Annotated in this window: 23 protein-coding genes and 1 riboswitch; of the genes, 7 read left to right on the forward strand and 16 right to left on the reverse strand. The window is 66.1% G+C overall.

Annotated elements, in window-relative coordinates; translation table 11 throughout:
- Positions 1-111: 111 nt before the first annotated feature.
- The 6 genes from J2T23_RS13130 to J2T23_RS13155 form a co-directional block, all read right to left on the reverse strand.
- Positions 112-1,224 (reverse strand): BMP family lipoprotein, encoded by a 1,113-nt coding sequence (locus tag J2T23_RS13130; RefSeq protein WP_141161206.1) that lies wholly within the window; start codon positions 1,222-1,224, stop codon positions 112-114.
- A 264-nt stretch (positions 1,225-1,488) separates the two neighbouring features.
- The gene (locus J2T23_RS13135; RefSeq protein WP_141161207.1) at positions 1,489-2,505 is read right to left on the reverse strand and encodes an NADP-dependent oxidoreductase; all 1,017 of its coding nucleotides are present in this window, start codon (positions 2,503-2,505) and stop codon (positions 1,489-1,491) included.
- Positions 2,502-2,933, reverse strand: a complete 432-nt coding sequence (locus J2T23_RS13140; RefSeq protein ID WP_141161208.1) for an organic hydroperoxide resistance protein — start codon at positions 2,931-2,933, stop codon at positions 2,502-2,504. The genes J2T23_RS13135 and J2T23_RS13140 overlap by 4 nt, the downstream gene beginning before the upstream one ends.
- Before the next feature lie 44 nt (positions 2,934-2,977).
- Entirely contained in the window at positions 2,978-3,412 is a 435-nt protein-coding gene (locus tag J2T23_RS13145; RefSeq protein WP_141161209.1) for a MarR family winged helix-turn-helix transcriptional regulator, read from the reverse strand.
- Positions 3,413-3,536: 124 nt separating this feature from the next.
- A complete protein-coding gene (locus tag J2T23_RS13150; RefSeq protein ID WP_141161210.1) occupies positions 3,537-4,754 on the reverse strand; it encodes an amidohydrolase in 1,218 nt (405 codons plus the stop codon).
- Between the two features lie 96 nt (positions 4,755-4,850).
- Positions 4,851-5,984, reverse strand: coding sequence for a mannose-1-phosphate guanylyltransferase (locus tag J2T23_RS13155; RefSeq protein ID WP_141161211.1), 1,134 nt, complete (start codon positions 5,982-5,984; stop codon positions 4,851-4,853).
- A 274-nt stretch (positions 5,985-6,258) separates the two neighbouring features.
- Between J2T23_RS13155 and sdhC the strand changes: the two genes are divergently transcribed.
- The 5 genes from sdhC to J2T23_RS13180 all read left to right on the forward strand — a co-directional run bounded on the left by sdhC (position 6,259) and on the right by J2T23_RS13180 (position 10,701).
- Positions 6,259-6,639 (forward strand): succinate dehydrogenase, cytochrome b556 subunit, encoded by a 381-nt coding sequence (sdhC, locus tag J2T23_RS13160; RefSeq protein ID WP_141161212.1) that lies wholly within the window; start codon positions 6,259-6,261, stop codon positions 6,637-6,639.
- Between the two features lie 3 nt (positions 6,640-6,642).
- Positions 6,643-7,104: a succinate dehydrogenase hydrophobic membrane anchor subunit gene (locus J2T23_RS13165; protein WP_141181015.1), complete on the forward strand. Its 462-nt coding sequence runs from the start codon at positions 6,643-6,645 to the stop codon at positions 7,102-7,104.
- Positions 7,105-7,212: 108 nt separating this feature from the next.
- The gene (gene sdhA / locus J2T23_RS13170) at positions 7,213-9,012 is read left to right on the forward strand and encodes a succinate dehydrogenase flavoprotein subunit (RefSeq protein WP_141161214.1); all 1,800 of its coding nucleotides are present in this window, start codon (positions 7,213-7,215) and stop codon (positions 9,010-9,012) included.
- 1 nt (position 9,013) lies between these two features.
- Positions 9,014-9,796 carry a succinate dehydrogenase iron-sulfur subunit gene (locus J2T23_RS13175; RefSeq protein ID WP_141161215.1) on the forward strand — a complete coding sequence of 261 codons (783 nt, stop codon included), beginning with the start codon at positions 9,014-9,016 and terminating at the stop codon, positions 9,794-9,796.
- Positions 9,797-9,927: 131 nt separating this feature from the next.
- Positions 9,928-10,701 (forward strand): alpha/beta hydrolase family protein, encoded by a 774-nt coding sequence (locus J2T23_RS13180; protein ID WP_141181014.1) that lies wholly within the window; start codon positions 9,928-9,930, stop codon positions 10,699-10,701.
- Positions 10,702-10,734: 33 nt separating this feature from the next.
- Here the strand turns inward: J2T23_RS13180 and J2T23_RS13185 are convergent, their stop codons facing one another.
- The 10 genes from J2T23_RS13185 to glyA form a co-directional block, all read right to left on the reverse strand.
- Positions 10,735-11,658 carry a YihY/virulence factor BrkB family protein gene (locus tag J2T23_RS13185; RefSeq protein ID WP_141161216.1) on the reverse strand — a complete coding sequence of 308 codons (924 nt, stop codon included), beginning with the start codon at positions 11,656-11,658 and terminating at the stop codon, positions 10,735-10,737.
- Positions 11,659-11,767: 109 nt separating this feature from the next.
- Positions 11,768-12,472 (reverse strand): 2'-5' RNA ligase family protein, encoded by a 705-nt coding sequence (locus J2T23_RS13190; RefSeq protein WP_141161217.1) that lies wholly within the window; start codon positions 12,470-12,472, stop codon positions 11,768-11,770.
- 4 nt (positions 12,473-12,476) lie between these two features.
- Positions 12,477-13,520 (reverse strand): tryptophan--tRNA ligase, encoded by a 1,044-nt coding sequence (gene trpS, locus J2T23_RS13195; protein ID WP_141161218.1) that lies wholly within the window; start codon positions 13,518-13,520, stop codon positions 12,477-12,479.
- A 16-nt stretch (positions 13,521-13,536) separates the two neighbouring features.
- Positions 13,537-14,370, reverse strand: a complete 834-nt coding sequence (locus J2T23_RS13200; protein WP_141161219.1) for an exodeoxyribonuclease III — start codon at positions 14,368-14,370, stop codon at positions 13,537-13,539.
- Positions 14,371-14,380: 10 nt separating this feature from the next.
- Positions 14,381-14,944 (reverse strand): hypothetical protein, encoded by a 564-nt coding sequence (locus J2T23_RS13205; RefSeq protein WP_141161220.1) that lies wholly within the window; start codon positions 14,942-14,944, stop codon positions 14,381-14,383.
- 87 nt (positions 14,945-15,031) lie between these two features.
- Positions 15,032-15,364, reverse strand: a complete 333-nt coding sequence (locus J2T23_RS13210) for an SHOCT domain-containing protein (protein WP_141161221.1) — start codon at positions 15,362-15,364, stop codon at positions 15,032-15,034.
- 150 nt (positions 15,365-15,514) lie between these two features.
- Complete coding sequence (locus tag J2T23_RS13215; RefSeq protein WP_307360600.1) at positions 15,515-16,180, reverse strand: response regulator; 666 nt, start codon at positions 16,178-16,180, stop codon at positions 15,515-15,517.
- Positions 16,155-17,300 carry a sensor histidine kinase gene (locus J2T23_RS13220; RefSeq protein ID WP_307360602.1) on the reverse strand — a complete coding sequence of 382 codons (1,146 nt, stop codon included), beginning with the start codon at positions 17,298-17,300 and terminating at the stop codon, positions 16,155-16,157. The genes J2T23_RS13215 and J2T23_RS13220 overlap by 26 nt, the downstream gene beginning before the upstream one ends.
- A 183-nt stretch (positions 17,301-17,483) precedes the next feature.
- Positions 17,484-18,386 carry a bifunctional methylenetetrahydrofolate dehydrogenase/methenyltetrahydrofolate cyclohydrolase gene (locus tag J2T23_RS13225; RefSeq protein ID WP_307360605.1) on the reverse strand — a complete coding sequence of 301 codons (903 nt, stop codon included), beginning with the start codon at positions 18,384-18,386 and terminating at the stop codon, positions 17,484-17,486.
- A 3-nt stretch (positions 18,387-18,389) separates the two neighbouring features.
- Positions 18,390-19,688, reverse strand: coding sequence for a serine hydroxymethyltransferase (gene glyA, locus J2T23_RS13230; protein WP_141181010.1), 1,299 nt, complete (start codon positions 19,686-19,688; stop codon positions 18,390-18,392).
- A gap of 147 nt (positions 19,689-19,835) precedes the next feature.
- Positions 19,836-19,921, reverse strand: a riboswitch (ZMP/ZTP riboswitch).
- Positions 19,922-19,964: 43 nt separating this feature from the next.
- Between glyA and purU the strand changes: the two genes are divergently transcribed.
- A complete protein-coding gene (gene purU / locus J2T23_RS13235; RefSeq protein WP_307360608.1) occupies positions 19,965-20,825 on the forward strand; it encodes a formyltetrahydrofolate deformylase in 861 nt (286 codons plus the stop codon).
- An 81-nt stretch (positions 20,826-20,906) separates the two neighbouring features.
- On the forward strand, positions 20,907-21,425 hold the full coding sequence (locus J2T23_RS13240; protein WP_141161227.1) for a gamma carbonic anhydrase family protein: 519 nt from the start codon (positions 20,907-20,909) through the stop codon (positions 21,423-21,425).
- Positions 21,426-21,440 lie beyond the last annotated feature (15 nt).

The raw sequence follows: 21,440 nt of genomic DNA on the forward strand, positions 1-21,440 counted from the left end.
GCAAAAAAGACCGCCGGCATGGCGCTGGCGGCCGTGCGTTGCCAGCAAAACAGAACGCGCTGCCCTCCGGCCGGTAGCGGCGGAAGGGCAGCGCGCCCCGCAGTTCGGTCCTTACTTGGTGGGGCTGGACTTCGACTCGACCTTAACGGTTCCGGAGATGATGTCATTCTTGAGCTTGTCCAGTTCGCTCTTCAGGTCTGCCGGTACGGCGGAATCGAGATCATGGAACGGAGCCAGGGCCACGCCGCCGTTCGCAAGGGTTCCAATGTACGGCGAGGCGTCGAACTTGCCGTCTTTGTCGTCCTTGATGACCGTCTCCACAGCGGTGGACATGGTCTTCTGGACGGAGGAAAGGATCACTGACTTGTAGTCCGGGGCCGTCAGGTAACCGTCGGAGTCAACCCAGATGAGCTTGGCGTCCTTGCCCTTGGACTTGGCGTCGAGGATCGCGCTGCCCGCGCCGCCGCCGACGGGTCCGGCCACGGGAAGGACGATGTCTGCGCCCTGGTCAAGGAAGCCCTGGGTCAGGACCTTGCCCTTGTCCACCTGCTTGAAGTCGCCGACGAACGTGCCGTCCTGCTTGTCCTTGTCCCAGCCGATGAGCTGGACGCTCTTGCCCTTCTTCTCGTTGTAGTACTTCACGCCGTCGGCAAAACCGTCCATGAAGATGGTGACGGTGGGGATGTTGATGCCGCCGAAGGTTGCGACCTTACCGGTCTTGGAGGTGCCCGCTGCCAGGTAGCCGGCCAGGAACGCGGCCTGGGCCGTGTCGTAGACGATCGGCTTGACGTTCTTGGGGAATGCGGGGTCGTTGTAGTCGATGATCGCGAAGTGGCTGTTCGGGTTGGCCGTTGCGATGGACTTGGTGGCGTCGCCGAGCAGGAAGCCGACGGTCACAGTCAGCTTGCAGCCCTGCTGGACCATGGAGCGGAGGTTGGGGTCGTAGTCGGTGTCAGCCTTGGACTGGACATGTTTCTCCTGGATGCCGAGGTCCTTGACGGCGCCCTGCAGTCCCTCGTAGCCGGACTGGTTGAACGACTTGTCGTCGAATCCGCCGGAGTCGGACACCATGCAGGCGGTGTAGTCCGAGGCGGTGGCTGAACCCGAGGGGCCGGACGCGGACGGGGCGGCCCCGCAGCCGGTCAGCAGCAAGGCGGACGCACCGAGGGTGGCCACACCGGCCATTGAACCGCGCTTGAAGCCGGCACGCAGTGATTTCTTCAATTTTCCTCCAGGGGTGATGCGAGTGGCACTACGGGCTGGAATTCAATGAGTGTCCGTTTCGGCGCTGAAATTCTGTTTTCACTGAAGGCACGCAGCACTGCGCCGGAGCGCACTGATGGCACTTACTTTAGTGGCCTGCGCCACGTCCCAATAGCACGGCGGGAGCTGGCCCCGGAGATTGTTTACAAGTTGTTACCAAGCAGTAGGGGCGCCCCCAAAGGAGGCGCCCCTACTGCTGTTTGTTCTGTGGTTATGATCGCCAGGCTACAACCGGACCAGCATCTTGCCGGTGTTTGCCCCGTCCAGGAGGTCCATAAAGGCCTGCGGCGCGTTCTCCAGGCCGTCCACGATTGTCTCGTCGTACCGCACGGTCCCGTCCGCGAGCCAGCCTGCCATCTTTTCCGCGAACTCCGCCGCGTGCTGCCGCTGACCGCCTACCAGGAAGCCGCGGAGCGTCAGTTGCTTGCCGATGGCCTGCATCAGGTTGTGGGGCGCCGGAGTCGGTTCGGTGGAGTTGTACTGCGCGATTGCGCCGCACATCGCCACCCGGCCGCCAACGTTGAGGACTGACAGGGCGGCCTCCAGGTGTTCCCCGCCAACGTTGTCGAAGTAGACGTCGATGCCGGCCGGGCCCGCCGCCTTCGCCAGCTGCTCCACGACCGGACCTTCGTGATAGTCGAACGCGGCGTCGAAGCCGAGCTCCAGGAGGCGCGCCACCTTGGCAGGCGAACCGGCCGAGCCGATGACCCGTGAAGCGCCCATCGCCTTGGCGATCTGGCCCACCAGGGAACCCACCGCGCCGGCGGCACCGGAGACGAACACCGCGTCCCCCGGCTTGAAGTCGGCGACCTTCAAGAGGCCGGAATAGGCGGTCAGCCCGGTCATGCCCAGGGCACCAAGGAAGGCGGAAGCCGGGGCCAGGTCGGTGCGGGCCGGGGTTGCGGCGCTGCCATCCACCACCGCGTACTCCCGCCAGCCCAGGGCATGGACGACGACGTCGCCCTCCCGGTGTGCCGACGAACGGGATGCGATCACCTCACCTACTGCGCCGCCGTCGAGCGCTTTGCCCACGGCGAAGGGCGCGGAGTATGACTTGACGTCGTTCATGCGGCCCCGCATGTAGGGGTCCACGGACATGAAGAGGTTGCGCACCAGGATCTGGCCGTCTTCGAGCGCGGGCAGCGGCGACTCTGCGAGTTCGAAGTTGTCACCGGAAGGGCGCCCCACGGGGCGGGACGCGAGCCGGATTTCCCGGGTAGTGGTTGCGAGGGCTGTGCTCATGCTGCGTACTCCAGAATCTTGAGGTCGACATTGATGTTGCCGCGGGTGGCATTCGAATAGGGGCAGACCTGGTGCGCCTTGGCCACCAGGTCTTCCGCGGTGGCCAAGTCCAGGGCGGGGAGGGCGATTTCCAGCTCGGCTGCCAGCCCAAAGCCGGCGCCGCCGTCCAGTTGCCCAAGGTGGATTTTCGCCGCTACGGCCGAGTCGGTGAGGTCTGCGCCCGCCTTGCGGCCAACCAGCCGCAGTGCGGAATGGAAGCAGGCGGCATAGCCGGCGGCAAAGAGCTGTTCGGGGTTGGTGCCCTGTCCGCTGCCGCCGAGTTCGGCGGGGCTGGCAAGGTCCACGGCCAGTTTGCCGTCATTGCTGCGTGCGGTGCCGTCACGGCCTTCGCCTGAAGCCAGCGCCTCGGCGGTATAAAGGGTCTTCACGAAAATAGTCCGTCCTGTAGATGGAATGGTGCCTGGTTCAGCGGTCAGAGGGATTCATGCAGCGCGGAGGTGAGCTTGCCCAGGGTGGAGCGGAGCTGTTCCAGTTCGTCCAGGGAGAGCCCGGCAGCGTCTGCCAACCGCTGCGGGATGGCCCGGGCAGGTTCGCTGAGGCTCCGCCCGGCCGGCGTGAGGTGGATCGCGACCCGGCGTTCGTCCTCGCCGGACCGCCGGCGTTCCACGAACCCGAGTGACTCCAGGCGCTTGAGGAGGGGCGACAGCGTGCCCGAATCAAGGCCGAGCTCCCCACCAAGTTCCTTGACGCCCCGCGGCTCGCTCTCCCACAGCACCAGCATGACCAGATACTGCGGATAGGTGAGGCCCAGCTCGTCCAGCACCGGCCGGTAAACGGCGGTGGCGGCCCGGGATGCCGAATAGAGCGCAAAACATACTTGCCGGTCCAGGCGGGGTGCTTCGGTCATGGAACTACAATAGCGCACAACTAAGTTGTGCACAACTTATCAATGGTGGCGGCACTTAAGGCAAGCATCGTCGTCGTACTTACCGGCGGCGGTCCGGCACCGCCGCGCCGGCCCGTCTTTCGCGCTAGGAAAGCGGTGCCGGCTCCAGGTCGCGGATGGTGCGCAGGGCTGCCGCGGTGAGCACCCTGATGCCGAGGCCCAAAGAGCGCTCGTCCAGGATGTAGTCGCCGCGGTGGAGGTCGTAATCCTCGCCGCCGGGCGTTTTGGTGCCAAGGCGCATCATGGCACCGGGAAGTTCGGCGAGGAACCAGGCAAAGTCCTCGCCGCCCATGGACTGGGGTGTCAGGACCACGGCGCTCTCGCCGATTTCAGCGCGGGCGGCCGCTTCGATGATGGCTGTCTCGTGTTCGGAGTTGACCACGGGCGGCACTCCCCTGGTGTGTTCCAGGTGGACGTCCACGCCGTAGGGCGCGGCCACCTGGTGCACCACTTCGTCCAGCAGTTCACCGGCGGCATGCCAGGCGTCCCGGTCCAGGCAGCGCATGGTTCCGGCCATGTAGCCCGAGCCGGGAATGGCGTTGGGCGCCGATCCGGCGGTGATCTGGCCCCACACCACGGATACCCCGCTGCGGACGTCCACCCGGCGGGACAGGACGGCCGGAACGTTGACGGCGATCTGCGCCAGCGCGAACACCAGGTCCTCGGTGAGGTGCGGCCGGGACGTGTGGCCGCCGCGCCCGGACAGCTCGATCCGGATGGTGTCCGACGCGGACGTGATGGCCCCGATCCGGGTACCAACCTTTCCCACTTCGATGCGGGGGTCGCAGTGCAGCGCGAGGATCCGGGGGACGCCGTCCAGCACGCCCTGCTCAATGCACGCGTGCGCGCCGCCGGGCATGGTTTCCTCGGCGGGCTGGAAGATGATCCGGACGGTGGCGCCAAGGGGCGATTCCTGGTGCATGCGCTGCAAAACCAGGGCAATGCCCAGCATGGTGGTGGTGTGCACGTCGTGGCCGCAGGCGTGCGTGACACCATGGTTCTTCGAAGCGAAGGGCAGGCCCGTCTCCTCGATGATGGGCAGGGCATCGATGTCGCCGCGAAGTGCTGTGGCGATGGGTCCCTCGCCCACGTCCACCGTCAGGCCGGTGCCCTCCAGGCGGCGGGGGCTCAGCCCTGCGGCTTCGAGCCGTTCGGCGAGCTTGTCGGTGGTGCGGAACTCCTTGAAGGACAGTTCCGGGTGCGCATGCAGGTCCCGGCGGAATTCGATCAGGTCCGGCAGGAGCGGTTCGAGCCAGGGGGCCACCAGGGCGGTGGGCTCGGCTTCAGTAGTGTAATTGCGCACTGTTTCACTCTAGCGAGGGTGGCGGGTTTAGCGCCCATCCCTGACGGCGCATTACATTCCGGTCCTGCCGGCACCATGGCGCCCGCAGGATTCCGGTCAGAGAACGTCCGTGTCCCCGCTCGCCTTGAGCGCATCCACGGCAGCCTTCACGCGCTGGGAATTGGCCATGGTGGTCACCAGGAGGGCGTCCGGCGTGTCCACGATGACAACATCCTGGATGCCGATCAGCGCGATGACGCGCTTGGTGTCGGTGACAACAACGCCGCTGGAGTTCTCGGTGAACACGCGGGCACCTTCGCCAAGGACAGTGACGTCATCCACTTCCTTGGCGCTGTTGAGGCGCCCAACCGAGGCGAAGTCGCCAACGTCGTCCCAGCGGAAAGTACCGGGCACGACGGCGACGTCCCCGGCTTCGGCGGCGGGCTCGGCCACGGCGTAGTCGATGGCGATCTTGGGCAGGGTGGGCCAAATCCGGGCCGTTACCTCGTCGCGCTGGGGTGTATCCCAGGCCCGGGCGATTTCCTGGAGGCCCTGGAAGAGTTCGGGCTGGTTGGCTTCGAGGTGCTTGAGCATCAGCGACACGGGCGCCACGAACATGCCGGCATTCCAGACATAGTCTCCGCTGTCCACGTACTGCTGCGCCACAGTCTCGTCCGGCTTTTCCACGAACTCCACAACGTCGTGGGCGCTGGGCGCGCCGTCGATGTGCAGGGCCTTGCCGGAACGGATGTAGCCGAAGCCGGTGGACGGGTGGGTGGGCTTGATGCCGATGGTCACGATCTTGCCGGCAGCAGCGGTGTGGATCGCTTCCCGGACTGCCTGCTGGAACAGGTCATCCGGGCTGATCACCTGGTCGGCGGCGAAGGACCCCATGATGGTGTCGGGATCGCGTTCGTGCAGGATTGCGGCCGCGAGGCCGATCGCCGCACCCGAGTCCTTGGGTTCCGATTCCAGGACCAGGTCCGAGTCGCGGACCTCAGGGAGCTGGCGGCACACTGCTGCGCGGTGGGCCTGCCCTGTCACCACCAGCATCCGGTCGCCCGCGAGGGGGTGCAACCGGTCGTAGGTGGCGCGCAGCAAGGTGCTGCCCGATCCCGTGAGATCGTGAAGGAACTTGGGAGCTGCTGCTCGTGACAGGGGCCAGAGGCGGGTCCCCACTCCGCCTGCCGGAATCACCGCAATGAAGCGGTCAATGGGTGAAGCCGGGCTTGTCACTTTGTCTGTACTCATCACGGCTACTTTAGCCGAAGGGCCGCCGGCCGCTCCTGTGGCGGCGGATGGGCGCTGCTTTGGGCTGCCCACGTGCCCTGGCGCCTGCAATGATGTGGCGTTCGTCTCATTTCCCTGCAAAATCCGCTCCAGTACTGGGCACCAACAAACGACTAAATTGAATAAGCTGTTAGCGAAGCCTAGATTTAGGCCTGAGCTACGAGTGCTCTCGCAGCAGGCGTTCCCCCCGCATGGATCTCATGCCAGCGCCGCTGTGTTGCAGGGAGGTTTATCAGTGCCGACAAAACCAGCTGGCACCTTGTACCGCGGCCGTGAAGGCATGTGGTCCTGGGTAGGACACCGTATTACCGGTGTAGTGATCTTTTTCTTCTTGTTGGTCCACGTCCTGGACACCTCCTTGGTGCGTGTGTCACCGGAGGCCTACACCGCCGTGATCGGCGCCTACAAGAATCCGCTGATGGCGCTGGGTGAGACCGGCCTTGTCGCCGCCATCGTCTTCCACGCCTTCAACGGCCTGCGGATCATCGCGGTCGACTTCTGGAAGAAGGGCGCCAAGTACCAGCGGCAGATGCTGTGGGCAGTCCTGGCCCTTTGGGTTGTGACCATGCTTGCCTTCTCCATCCGCCACCTGTCCCTCGCCCTCGGAGGTCACTAAGCCATGACTGCAACGATCGAGAGCCCCCGCAGCGGCCGGGTCGCTCCCCAGTACCGCCGCAGCGGCGGCTCCAAGGGCAACTTCGAGATGATCGCCTGGCTGTTCATGCGCCTTTCCGGCGTGGTGCTCGTGGTGCTGATCTTCGGCCACCTGTTCGTGAACCTCATGGTCGGCGAGGGCATCCACGCCATCGACTTCGGCTTCGTGGCCGGCAAGTGGGCGGATCCGTTCTGGCAGTTCTGGGACCTGGCCATGCTCTGGCTGGCCATGCTGCACGGCAGCAACGGCGTCCGGACCATCATCAACGACTACGCCGAGAAGACATCCACCCGGCGCTGGCTGAAGACCGTTCTTTACGCGGCCGCAGTGGTCATCATCCTCCTGGGCACCCTGGTGATCTTCACCTTCAACCCGTGCCCCGTGGTGAACGGCGTCGCCCTTCCGGGTGGTTTCTGCCCTGCCTAGCACTGGCACATCCCCGGGCCCGCGGGCTTATCCGCGGGCCCTGTTTTGCGGAGCAGGCAAAGCCGCCCCGTTGTTTTATAGCGAATTTTGAGAGAAAGAGCGTCTGGTATGCAGGTCCATAAGTACGACGTCGTCATCGTCGGTGCCGGTGGCGCTGGCATGCGCGCCGCGATCGAATCCGGTCAGCGCGCGCGCACAGCAGTACTGACCAAGCTCTACCCCACCCGCTCGCACACGGGTGCGGCGCAGGGTGGCATGTGTGCAGCCCTTGCCAATGTCGAGGAAGACAACTGGGAATGGCACACGTTCGACACCGTCAAGGGCGGCGACTACCTGGTTGACCAGGACGCTGCCGAGGTCATGGCGAAGGAAGCCATCGACGCCGTGCTGGACCTGGAAAAGATGGGCCTGCCCTTCAACCGCACGCCCGAAGGCCGCATCGACCAGCGCCGGTTCGGCGGCCACACCCGCGACCACGGCAAGGCTCCGGTCCGCCGCGCATGCTACGCCGCCGACCGCACCGGCCACATGATCCTGCAGACCCTGTACCAGAACTGCGTCAAGCACAACGTCGAGTTCTACAACGAGTACTACGTGCTGGACCTGCTGACGGTTGAAGAGGACGCTGTCCGCGAAGACGGCACCCCTTACAAGCAAAAGCGCGTAGCCGGCGTCGTCTCCTACGACCTCGCCTCCGGTGAACTGCACGTTTTCCAGGCCAAGTCCGTGGTGTTCGCCTCCGGTGGCGCCGGCAAGGTCTTCAAGACCACGTCCAACGCCCACACCCTGACCGGCGACGGCATGGGCATCGCGTTCCGCCGCGGCATCCCCCTGGAAGACATGGAGTTCTTCCAGTTCCACCCGACAGGCCTTGCCGGACTGGGCATCCTGCTCTCCGAGGCCGCCCGCGGTGAAGGCGCAATCCTCCGCAACTCCGAGGGTGAACGCTTCATGGAACGTTACGCCCCCACCATCAAGGACCTGGCGCCGCGCGACATCGTGGCCCGCTCCATGGCCAACGAGGTCCGCGAAGGCCGCGGCTGCGGCCCGAACAAGGACTACGTCCTGCTGGACCTGACCCACCTGGAGCCGGCCCACATCGACGCCAAGCTCCCGGACATCACCGAGTTTGCCCGCACCTACCTGGGTGTGGAACCGTACACGGAGCCCGTGCCGGTGTTCCCCACCGCGCACTACGCCATGGGTGGCATTCCCACCAACATCAGCGCCGAGGTCCTGCAGGACAACGACACCGTGGTCCCGGGCCTCTACGCCGCCGGTGAAGTGGCCTGCGTGTCCGTCCACGGCTCCAACCGCCTGGGCACCAACTCGCTGCTGGACATCAACGTCTTCGGCAAGCGTGCGGGCATCGCCGCCGCGGAGTACGCCAAGACCGCCGAGTTCGTGGAACTGCCGGAGAACCCGCTGGGCTACACCACCGAACTGCTGGACATTGCCCGCAACGGCACCGGCGACGAAAAGGTGGCCCAGATCCGCAAGGAACTGCAGGACACCATGGACGCCAACATGCAGGTGTTCCGGACGGCGGACACCCTGAACCAGGTGCTGCGCGACATCGCATCCTTCGAGGAGCGCTACAAGCGCATCAACGTCCAGGACAAGGGCAAGCGCTTCAACCTGGACCTGCTCGAGGCCGTTGAACTCGGCTTCCTGCTGGAACTGGCCAAGGTGATGACCGTGGCCGCCCTGCACCGCGAGGAATCCCGCGGCGGACACTTCCGCGAGGACTTCCCCGAGCGTGACGACGAGAAATTCATGAAGCACTCCATGGCGTACAAGGATGACCATGCGCCGGCTGACGGATCGGCGGAATCAATCGCCGGTATCCGCCTGGCCACCAAGCCGGTTGTCTTTACCCGCTACGAGCCGATGGTGAGGAAGTACTAAGATGACCGCTGAAATCGCTGAGCCAGCCTCAAAGGTTGAACTTCCTGCCGGCGTTGGCGGGGCCGGGGAAATCCCCTCGTTCGACGTCCACCTGCGCGTCCGCCGCTACAACCCGGAGGTTTCGGAGGAAGCAACCTGGGACGACTTCCACCTGACCATGTACGGCACGGACCGTGTCCTTGACGCCCTGCACAAGGTGAAGTGGGAAACGGACGGCACCCTGTCCTTCCGCCGCTCCTGCGCACACGGCGTGTGCGGCTCGGATGCCATGCGCATCAACGGCCGCAACCGCCTGGCCTGCAAGACCCTGCTGAAGGACCTGGACACGTCCAAGCCCATCACGGTGGAACCCATCAAGGGCCTTCCGGTGGAGAAGGACCTGATCGTGGACATGGAGCCCTTCTTCCAGTCGTACCGCGAAGTCATGCCCTTCCTCATCAACAAGGGCCACGAGCCCACCCGGGAGCGCCTGCAGTCCGCAGAGGACCGTGAGCGCTTTGATGACACCACCAAGTGCATCCTTTGCGCCGCGTGCACGTCATCCTGCCCCGTGTTCTGGACGGACGGGCAGTACTTCGGCCCCGCCGCAATCGTGAACGCACACCGCTTCATCTTCGACTCCCGTGATGACGCCGGCGACATGCGCCTGGAAATCCTCAATGACAAGGAAGGCGTGTGGCGCTGCCGCACCACCTTCAACTGCTCCGAGGCATGCCCCCGCGGCATCCAGGTCACGCAGGCCATCGCGGAGGTCAAGCAGGCCATCCTGGCCCGCAAGATCTAGCACCTTCAACTCCAGGTAGACGGCCGACGGCGTCCCTCACCACACGTGGTGGAGGGCGCCGTCGTTCGTTTTCAACACCTATTCACCCCGGATGCTCTATCAGCAAGCTGTCCGCCCGCAGAAAGGGCCCCATGTCCCGCACCGAAAAAGTGTCCTTCGCCGGCTCCACCGGCGAAATGCTGTCCGGCATCATTGACCTTCCCGAAGGGCCCGTCAAGGGCTGGGGGGTGTTTTCGCACGGCTTTACGCTGGGCAAGGACAGCCCCTCCGCCTCCAGGATGTGCAAGGCGCTGGCGGACAGCGGAATCGGCATGCTGCGCTTCGACAACCTGGGCCTCGGCGGGTCCGCCGGGGAATGGTCCGCGGGATCGTTCAGCCACAAGGTGGCTGACACGGTGAAGGCTGCGGAGTTCATGCGCGGTGAGGGCAAGGAAATCTCGCTGCTGGTGGGCCATTCATTCGGCGGCGCGGCCGTCCTTGCCGCTGCCAGGGACATTCCCGAACTCGATGCCGTGGCCACGGTGGGGGCTCCGTTCTCGCCCAAGCACGTGGCCCACGTGTTCGATGCCGCCCTGGACAGGATCCTGAATGAGGGCAGCGCCGAGGTGGACCTGGGCGGCAAGCGGGTGGAGATCCGCCGGCACTTCGTGGAGGACCTGGAGAACGCTGACCTGACTGACTGCATCCGGCAACTGCATAAGCCGCTGATGGTCCTGCACTCCCCCACCGATAACACCGTGGGGATCGAGAATGCGAGCACCATCTTCCAGACCGCCCGGCACCCCCGGAATTTCGTCTCCCTGGAGGGAAGCGACCACCTCCTGACCGGGAAGGGCCAGGCTGCCCGTGCAGCGAGGATCATCGCAGCCTGGGCCGACCAGTACCTTGATGCGGCCTCCGCCTGACCCAAGCGCCCCCCGCCTCAGAATGGCTGCGGGTCAGGTCTGGGGCGTTGCCCGCCGGGCCCCGAGGATTGCCTTCCGCGGGGCTGAGCCGGACTCCAGGTCGGCCTCGCGGACGGCGGACCACCCCGCGGAGACAAGGTAGACCTGGCTGACCAGGTTGAACCAGATGAGCAGGCCGATGATGATGGCGAACGGCGCCAGGATGGGATTGCGGCTGGCGCCGCCAAGCAGCTCGGTGCTGAAGATCTGCAGGACGGTGGTGCCGACGGCGGCCAGGATGGTCCCTTCCAGCAGCGCCTGGCGGGACAGCTTCAGCCCCGCGGCCAGCCGGAACATGACCAGTGCCGTGACCCAGTTCAGGACCAGCGGCACGACGATCTTCACGGACGTGGTGAGGGGGCCGGCGAGGGCATCGCTGAGGTGCAGGAAGTCCGAGACCCATCCGGCAGCGGTGCCGAAGACCAGGGAGGCGCCGGCACTGATGACCAGGGCGGTGCCCAGCAGCAGCAGGGTGCCGGAATCGCGCAGCTTCATCAGGATGGGGTTGACCATCAGCGGCGGCAGCTGCAGCACGCCGCGGAGGCCGTCCCGGAGCCCGTTGATCCATCCCAGGGACGTGACGACCGTGACCACGGCACTGATCAGCGCAGTCCAGCCAAGTCCGTTGGGATCGAGCAGGTCCTTGGGATCCACCAGTCCCTCCCCGCCGTTGACCTTCAAAAGTCCGGGGGCGCTTGTTGCCACGCTGCTGATGATGGTGTCAAGCAGGGCCGGCTGGCCCCTCAGGACAAGTCCCGCAACCGAGAAGCCGGTGGTCAGGAGCCCGGTGATGGAGAAGAACATCCGGAAGCCAATGCCGGCGCTCAGCAAGGGGCCGTGCTGGAGGTTGTAATGCTGGAACGCGCGCATCGGGCGCAGGGTGTTGAGCTTGGCCTGCAGCCACAGGATCATGGCCATCAGGCGTGGTAACAGCCCGACGCCGGATCTCCTGGCTTTGCCCCAGGCCATCCTTTTCTGGATGGCGGCCAGCTTAAGCTGGGCATGCTCAGTGGGCAGCGGCTGCTGGTCAGGCGCCTTCGGTTGTGGTGTCCGCGGCAGCGTCCGTGAATCGGGTGCCGTCGTGGTTGTCAGTTTCGGTCCCAAAATCCAGCTCTTCCCGTAGCTGCCAGATGCCCTCGGCATCATGCTCATAGAGTCCCATGCTAACCACCGGGAAGGTGGCTTTATAGTTCTTGAGCACCGTTTCGGCCTCATCCAGGCTTTCGGGGGCGACATCGTGGGCGATGGTGACGTGTGGGTGATAAGGGAAGGGCAGTTCACGGTGGAGGGGTCCCTGCTGCAGCTTGCGGTGCAAGTCCACGCAGTGCTCGAACCCGTCCTCCACCCGGATGAAGACCACGGGTGAAACGGGCCTGAAGGTTCCGGTCCCGGCGATGGTGACCATGAAGGGGCTCTGGCAGCGGGCCACCTCGCGGACATGCCGGCGGGTGGCCTCCCAGTCCTGGGTGGGGGTGGTGGTCACCAGCGTGATGTGCGCGGGCACCACTTCGGCCAGGGGATCGCCGAAGGACGCCCGCCAGCGCTGCAGTTCCCCGGCAATCTCGTCTGGAAAGCCCAGGATGACGCCCACACTGATCTCATCGCTGCGGGCCGGCTCATGGTCAGCAGCCGCAGCGTGGCCGGACTCGTCTTCGAAGCGGTCGGCCAGGGTCCGCTCCACCTGGCCGGCAGAGCAGGCACCTCCCCTGGCGGTGACGTTTCTCGAAGACATGGCGCTAGCGGACCCCTGCGAGGCTGAGGGACGGCAGGAAACCCATGCGCTGGTACACCTGGCCCAAGGTGGCCGAGGCGATCTCCCGGGCCCGGTCCGCGCCGAGGGCCAGCAGCCGGTCAAGCTCGGCGGGATCGGCCATGAGCTCGTTTGTCCGGTTGCGGAGCGGGGTGATGAAGTCCACCACCACCTCGGCGAGGTCCACCTTGAGGTGCCCGTACATCTTCCCCTGGTACTCGGCTTCAAGGTCCGCCACGGACTTTCCGGTGAGGGACGAGTAAATGGTGAGCAGGTTGGAAACCCCGGGCTTCTCCTCAGCGTCGAAGCGGATGTCCGTGCCGGCGTCGGTCACTGCCGACTTGATGCGCTTTGCGGCGATCTTGGGATCCTCCAGCAGCTGGATGGCACCGTTGGGGGACTCCCCCGTCTTGGACATCTTGGCGCTGGGATTCTGGAGGTCGTAGATCTTGGCGCTTTCCTTCACGATCGTGGCCTCCGGAACCGTGAACGTGTGGCCAAACCGGGTGTTGAAACGCTGCGCGAGGTTCCGGGTCAGCTCCAGGTGCTGCCGCTGGTCCTCGCCCACCGGCACCAGGTCGCTCTGGTAGAGGAGGATATCGGCGGCCATCAGCGTGGGGTAGGCGAAAAGGCCCAGCGTTGCGGCGTCAGCGCCAGACTTCTGGGTCTTGTCCTTGAACTGCGTCATACGGGACGCCTCACCGAAGCCGGTGATGCAGTTCAGCGCCCAGGCAAGCTGCGCGTGCTCCGGGACATGGGACTGGACAAAGAAGATGCTCTTGTCCGGGTCGATGCCGGCGGCAATGTACTGCGCCGCCACGATGCGGGTGCGCCTGGCCAGCTCGGCGGGGTCGAAATCCACCGTGATGGCGTGCAGGTCCGGGATAAAGAAGACGGCGTCGTATTCCGCCTGCATGTCCACCCAGTTGCGCACAGCGCCGATGTAATTGCCCAGGTGCAGGGAATCCGCGGTGGGCTTGGCGCCGGAAAGGATGCGCTTCTTGGCAGTGGAGGAAGTCTGGGTGGTCATGGAAAAACTTTCGGGCTCAGAGCTGGTAGTCCACTACCAGCGGGGCGTGATCGGAGAAGCGGGTATCCCAGGAGGCTGCACGGTCAACAACGGCCGAAATGGCGGACGCTGCCAGTCCGGGGGTGGCCATGTGGTAGTCGATGCGCCACCCGGTGTCGTTATCGAACGCCTTGCCGCGCCAGGACCACCACGTGTACGGCCCGTCGACGTCGCCGGCAAGGTTCCGGTGGACGTCATGCCAGCCGATTTCCTCACCAAAGAAACGGTCAAAGTAGGCGCGTTCCTCCGGCAGGTGGCCGGCTTTCTTGAGGTTGCCCTTGGAGTTCCGAATGTCCCGGGGCGTGTGGGCGACATTCAGGTCCCCCACCACCAGCGCGTGGTCGCTGTGCTTGGTCAGCTCCGGAAGCCGGGTGCTCATGACGTCAAGGAAGCGGTACTTGTCGTCCTGCTTGGGTGTCCCTGCCTCACCGGAGTGCACGTAGGCGCTGGCAACGGTGAGCTGGACGGGGTTCCCGGCGGCGTCCGGAACGCGGAAATCAGCCTCCACCCAGCGCCCGGCCGTGGCGAAGTAGTCGTCCCCAATGCCGTTCCTGGTTTCGAGCGGCTCCTGGCGGGAGGCGATGGCGACGCCGGCACGGCCTTTTGCTTCCGCCTCGGCGTGCAGGATGTGCCATCCTTCCCCGAGCAACTCCCGGACGATCGCGTCGGGGGCGCGCACTTCCTGCAGGCAGAGGATGTCCACTTCGCGCGGCTCCAGCCACGCCGCCATGCCGTTTTTGTAGGCAGCCCGGAGGCCGTTGACGTTGACTGATGCGATGCGAAGGTGGTCCTTGTTCAATGCCGAGCTCACCCGCTCCACTCTAGTCGATGATGGTTCCGGTCACCGGCTCGCCGCTGCCGCCGGAGGACTTGATCATGTCCCGGGCGTTGGTGGCCGTGATCTCAATCGTCTCGAGGGCGCGGTTGATGGTGTCCTGGTTGGCCGCGGCGCCCTTGGCCCGTTCCTCTTCCACTACGCGGATCTGCACCTGGACGATTTTGAACGAGTGGTCCAGTTTCAGGTCGCGCACTTCGTCGGCCTCGGTCCGTTCGTAGACCACCCGGGTGCCCCCATGGTCCGCTGATGCCTGCACCGGGGCCCGGCCGGTTGCGGTGTGGAAGGCGCTTTGAGCCTCGGACAGCTTGGCGCCGGCCTTCTTGGCGGCCCGCTGGATGCTGAAGACCACGAACAGGGCCAGTGCCAGCCAGAAGGCGGCGATGACGGCAACAACCCAGCCCACGACGTCGTTCTGGTTGGCGGCGAAGATGACGGCAACAACGAACGCCGTCACCAGGACCATCAGGCCCGGCCCGCTGATCCGGAACATCGAGAAACCGGCCCTGGCGGGTTTGGCGGATGACGAGGAGCTGCCCAAAGTTCGCATGCAGCTATTGTCTCAAACACCGGCCTGTGCTTCGGCCGCCTTCCACCCCCGGCGAACAGCTCCGGCGTTCAGCTCCGGCGGGTCCGGTCACGTCTGCCGTCGGTCCCCGCTGCGGAGGACCTCCAGCCGTTGCCGGTACTCGGTCTCGTCCACCTCCCCCCGGGCGTAGCGTTCGCGCAGCACGCCTTCGGCCCCCTGGCCGGCTGCCCAGTGCTGGTTCCGGCGCCAGGTCCTTCGGGCCACGAAGATGAACAGCGCGATCACCAGGATCCAGAAGAGCGGGAACAACAGGAACCAGGGGGAAAAGGCACCGTGCCAGGGGCCGTAGACGACCGTATCGGCCGGCACCTGCGTAGCGGCGGTCAGGGCTGCGGTGGACACGCCCGCAGTAGACAGCGCGGTGGTCAGTGATGGCAACATTTTCGTTCTCCAGACTCTCTCGACCGGCCGGGGATCCGGCCTTGTATCGAGTGTCGTTGCCGCAGCCGGCCGGCGCGTCCGGCGGCGGGAGTCACCTTCACCGGGCCACGTACTCCCCCGGGAGGCCTGCGGCTGCACCTGGTACGGGCCTCAGCCTGCCCAGCCCGGCCGGACCAGTCCGGATTCGTAGGCCAGCACCACCAGCTGCGCCCTGTCCCTGACCATCAGCTTCGCCATGATCCGCGAGACATGCGTCTTTGCCGTGAGCGGGGTGATGAACAGGCGCCCGGCGATTTCCGCGTTGTTCAAACCCTCCCCCACAAGCTGGAGGACTTCCCGCTCCCGGTCGGTGATGCGGTCCAGTGCCACCGGCCGTTCGGCGGCGCGGGAGTGCCGCGCCAACTGGGCCATGATCCGCCGGGTCACCGAGGGCGACAGCAGCGCATCGCCGTCGTGCACAATGCGGACGGCGCGCAGGAGCTCGGCCGGTTCAGTGTCCTTGACCAGGAAACCGGCGGCGCCGGCCCGCACGGCCTCGGCGATGTATTCGTCCAGCTCGAAGGTGGTGAGCATGACCACCCGGGTACCTGGCAGCGCAGGGTCGGAGAGGATCTGCCGCGTTGCCTCCAGGCCATCACCGTCCGGCATGCGGATATCCATCAGGACCACGTCGGGTTGCCACTGCCGGGCAAGCCGGACCGCGTCGCGCCCGGTCCCGCACTCGGCCACGACCTTCATGTCCGCTTCGGCGTCCAGCAACGCCCGGAAGCCCGCCCGGATCAGGTTCTGGTCATCGGCCAGCAGGATCCTGATCATCCCGGTTCCTGCCCTGCACGGGCGGCCAGCGGGAGGACCGCACGGACCCGCCAGCCCGTACCGGAGTGGGCCGGCCCCAGCTCAAGGCTGCCACCCGTTCCCGCATGCCGGTAATGCCGTTACCTTCGGGCGCTGTGCCGGCCCCGGCGCCGTCGTCGTCTATGGTCACCAGTAACTCCCCTTTCGCCGCGTGGATGGACACCTGGGCCGAACGCGCGCCGGAATGCCGGCCCACGTTTGTCAAGGCCTCCTGCACAATCCGGTACGCCGCTTCCTGGGCTGCAGTGGGAACGTGGTCACTGCCGGGGCCGGCCAGGAGCCGGACATCGAGCCCGGCCCGCCGCGCGTTCTCTACGATTTCCGGAACCCGGGCCAGGCTGGGCCGGCTGGTGGGGCTCAACGGCGCATCTTCCCGGAGCACGCCCAGCAGCTGGCGGACTTCAGCCAGTGATTCCCTGCTCGCTGCCTTGATGGTCTCCAGGGCAGGGCGGAACTGCGCCGGATCCTTCTCGCCCAGGTGCAGCGCCACCGAGGCCCGGACGTTTATCAGGGACAGCGAATGGGCCACCACGTCATGGATGTCCCGCGCAAGGGCAAGCCGGTATTCATCGCGGGCAGCCTGTTCCGCCGCGGCCGCCTGGCGGTGCCGTTCGGCAACCCGTTCGCCGCGGAACCGCACCCCTTCCCCGACCAGGACCAGGATGGCCAGCCATGAGGACCCGGCGAAGGCGCGGACGAACGCCGCTTCATCGCCGCTGCGCGCAGCGGCAAGAAACAATGCGAGGATTCCCGCGGCGGCTCCCGACCATGCCACAGCGCGCTTCCCGGCCGCCGCCGTCAGGATCAGGGCCATCGCGAAGGAGAGGACCACCGGGCCCCAGGCGTAGCCCAGGGCAAGGTAGGCTGCGGTGGCCCCGGCGGCAACGGGCAGCATCACCAGCGGCGCGCGCCGGCGGAAAGCCAGTGCGGCCGGCCCCAGCAGCAGCAACGCGAGCGCCAGGGGGTCCAGGGGCGCGTGTCCGGGCTGCCGCAGGGAGGCGAACGCCGATCCCGCCACCTGGATCACGGCGACCACCACCACGATGACGGCGGTGGGTGGTCCCCGGAAACGGCGCTGCATGGTCCGAGCCTATTCCCGCGCACGGTGAAAGTCGTCAGGTGGGCGGCGTACCGCTTGTACTCCCCCGGGAGTACAAGCACGGCCGCGCCGGGCTTACCCCGCGCTGCGCTTAAATGGCCGACGGCGGCACGGCGCCCTCCATACGGAAGGTGCCGTGCCGCCGTCGAGCGTTCGGGGCCGGTGCTACTCTCCGACGCCTGCTGCGCGTTCCGCGGCCTCCACCACGTTGGTCATCAGCAGCGCCACCGTCATGGGGCCCACTCCGCCGGGGTTTGGCGAAATCCAGCCCGCCACCTCCGCGGCGGCGGGATCGATGTCGCCGTAGACACGGCTCTTGCCGGTCTCCGGATCGGTCTCCCGTGTGACGCCGACGTCCAGCAGGGCAGCGCCCGGCTTCACATCAGCGGCCTTCACGATGTGCTTGACGCCTGCGGCACCCACGATGACGTCCGCCTGCCGCAGCAGTTCGGACAGGTTGGTGGTACCCGTGTGGGTCAAAGTCACGGTGGCGTTGACCTCCCGCCGCGTGAGCAGCAGGCCGATCGAGCGGCCGATGGTGACGCCGCGGCCCACCACCACAACGTGCTTGCCGGCCAGGCTGTATCCGTTGCGCTCGAGCAGCTCGATGACGCCGCGGGGCGTGCACGGCAGCGGCGTGGTGATCTTGTTGTTGACGTTGAGCACCAGCCGGCCGAGGTTGGTGGGGTGCAGCCCGTCCGCATCCTTGGCGGGGTCGATCCGCTCCAGGATTGCGTCCGTGTCCAGGTGCTTGGGCAGCGGCAGCTGAACGATGTAGCCGTGGCAGGAGGGGTCTGCATTGAGTTCGTCAATGAGGGCCTCCACCTGTTCCTGGGTGGCGTCCGCCGGAAGCTCGCGCTGGATGGAGTTCATCCCGATCTGCACGGACTGCTTGTGCTTCATGGAGACGTACAGCTGCGAGGCGGGGTCAGCGCCCACCAGCACAGTGGCGATGCCGGGGGTGACGCCCTTGGCCTTGAGTGCGGCCACGCGTTCGGTCAGCTCGGCCTTGATGGCAGCAGAGGTGGCCTTGCCGTCAAGGATCTGTGCGGTTGTGGTTTCAGCCATGGGTTACCACTGCTCGTGCTGGGGGTACAGCGGGAAGTCGGCAGCCAGCTTGTCCACGCGGGACTGGAGGGCCTCGACGTCGGCGCTGGCGCCTGCCTTGAGCGCAGTGGCGATGATCTCTGCCACCTCGGTGAACTCGTTGGCACCAAAGCCGCGGGTAGCCAGGGCCGGGGTCCCAATGCGCAGGCCGGAGGTGACCATCGGCGGGCGCGGGTCGAACGGCACGGCGTTGCGGTTCACGGTGATGCCCACGGAGTGCAGGAGGTCCTCCGCCTGCTGGCCGTCCAGCTGCGAGTTGCGGAGGTCAACCAGTACCAGGTGCACGTCGGTGCCGCCGGTGAGGACGGAGACGCCGGCTTCGGCGACGTCTGCCTGGTTCAGGCGGTCAGCGATGATCCTGGCGCCTTCCAGGACGCGCTCCTGGCGCTCCTTGAATTCCCGGGTGCCGGCGATCTTGAAGGCCACGGCCTTGGCAGCGATGACGTGCATCAGCGGGCCGCCCTGCTGGCCCGGGAAGACGCTGGAGTTCAGCTTCTTGGCCCACTGCTCTTTGGCAAGGATCACGCCCGAGCGGGGACCGGCCAGGGTCTTGTGCACGGTGGAGGTGACGACGTCGGAGTGCGGGACGGGGCTGGGGTGCAGGCCGGCTGCCACCAGGCCGGCGAAGTGTGCCATGTCGGTCCAGAGGAGCGCGCCCACTTCATCGGCGATGGAGCGGAACGCGGCGAAGTCCAGGTGGCGGGGGTAGGCGGACCAGCCGGCGATGATGACCTGGGGCTTCTCGGCGATGGCCTGCTCGCGGAGCTTGTCCATGTCGATGCGGAAGTTGTCTTCCTCCACCTGGTAGGCGGCCACGTTGTACAGCTTGCCGGAGAAGTTCAGCTTCATGCCGTGGGTCAGGTGGCCGCCGTGGGCCAGGGACAGGCCCAGGATCTTGTCGCCGGGTGTGATCATGGCGGACAGCGCGGCGGCGTTGGCCTGCGCGCCGGAGTGCGGCTGGACGTTGGCGAACTCGGCGCCGAACAGGGCCTTGACCCTGTCGATGGCCAGTTGCTCGGCGACGTCGACGTATTCGCAGCCGCCGTAGTAGCGCCGGCCCGGGTAGCCCTCGGCGTACTTGTTGGTGAGGACCGAGCCCTGGGCTTCCATCACGGCGCGGGGCGCGAAGTTCTCGGAGGCAATCATCTCCAGGGTGCCGCGCTGGCGGCCAAGCTCCTGCTCAAGGACTGCTGCGATTTCGGGGTCAAGCTCAGCCAGCGGCTGGTTGCTGACGGCGGTGGTTGAGGTGGCTGTAGTAGTCACGAAGTACTCCTGGCTGGGGATACGGGCACTGCTATAGGTCAGGCTACCGGCTGGCGCGCTTCCGCACCGCGTTGATGACAGGGCGTGAAAGCCCGGCATGGTGCTGCTGTGCTGACGCAGGAGCAGCCCCAATTCCGGCAAAACATGACCCTCGGCCCAGGCGTACGATCCGTGGTCTTCGTGATTGCCGCTCCCTGGTGGTTAGCCACCCAACGCCAGTTGCGACCCTTCCAGCGTACCAAAACCGGCACCCGCGGCGCGGGTAGGCTGTTACGCGTGAATCATGAGCAGCTGAACCAAGCGTACGTCGTCACCCTGTCCTGCCCGGACCGCCCCGGAATCGTCCACGCCGTGGCCGGAGCCCTGCTCGTGGCAGGGTGCAACATCATGGACTCGCAGCAGTACGGCAGCCCTTCCACCGGCAACTTCTTCATGCGCGTGGAAGTGACCACGGCGGCTCCGAAGTCCGAGCTGCGCGCCGCGCTGGAACCGGTGGCGGAAGCATTTTCCATGCAGTGGAACCTCGACACCGTCGGTGACAAGGTGCGCACGCTGGTCATGGCCAGCACCTCGGCCCACTGCCTCAATGACCTGCTCTTCCAGCAGCGCTCCGGTACCCTTCCCATCGAAATCCCCGCCATCGTTTCCAACCACCAGGACCTGGCAGGCCTCGCCGAGTTCTACGGCATCCCGTTCCACTACATCCCTGTGACCCGGGACACCAAGGAGCAGGCCGAGGACAAGCTGCGCGCCCTCATCGCCGAGCACGACATCCAGCTCACCGTCCTGGCCCGCTACATGCAGATCCTCTCCGATGAGCTCTGCACCGACCTGACCGGCAAGGCCATCAACATCCACCATTCGTTCCTGCCGTCCTTCAAGGGTGCCAAGCCGTACCACCAGGCGCACGCACGCGGTGTGAAGCTGATCGGGGCCACCGCGCACTATGTGACCGCCGCCCTGGACGAGGGTCCGATCATCGAACAGGAAGTCATCCGCGTGGACCATGCGCGAACGCCCGAACAGTTCGTCCAGATGGGCCGGGACGTGGAGGGCCGCACCCTGGTGCAGGCCGTGCAGTGGCACGCCGAGCACCGGGTGCTGCTGGACGGCAACCGCACGGTGGTCTTCAACTAGGTAGCAGAAGGTGCCGTTTTGGGGCTGCCAAACGACACCTGAGCTACCCAGTTCGGTGGAGGGGTGGCTTAGGGTGAAGCCATGGCTCCTCTTTACCCTTTCGCCGGCAATTCCCCGGCTGTCCATGAATCAGCGTTCGTGGCCCCGTCGGCCTCGATCATCGGCAATGCCACCCTGGGCGCGGACGCCAGCGCGTTCTATGGTGTCTCGGTCCGGGCTGATACCGCGGCCATCACCGTGGGCGCCGGAAGCAACCTGCAGGACAATGTGGTGCTGCACGCCGACCCCGGCTTCCCCTGCACGGTGGGCCAGCGGGTCAGCGTGGGCCACGCCGCCGTCGTGCACGGCTGCACCGTGGAGGACGACTGCCTGATCGGCATGGGCGCCACCGTCCTCAACGGGGCAGTGATCGGCGCCGGCTCGCTGGTGGCCGCAGGCGCTGTGGTCCTGGAAGGGACGGTGGTTCCGCCCCGCTCGCTGGTGGCCGGGGTTCCCGCCAAGGTGCGCCGCGGGCTCTCGGATGAAGAGTTCGACGGCGTGCGCGCCAATGCGGCGCGCTACGTGGAGCTCGCGGCGAAACACCGCGAGCTCCACGCCTGACCAAGTCCGGCCTGG

This window comes from Pseudarthrobacter niigatensis (genome assembly GCF_030812615.1).
Lineage (GTDB): Bacteria > Actinomycetota > Actinomycetes > Actinomycetales > Micrococcaceae > Arthrobacter > Arthrobacter niigatensis.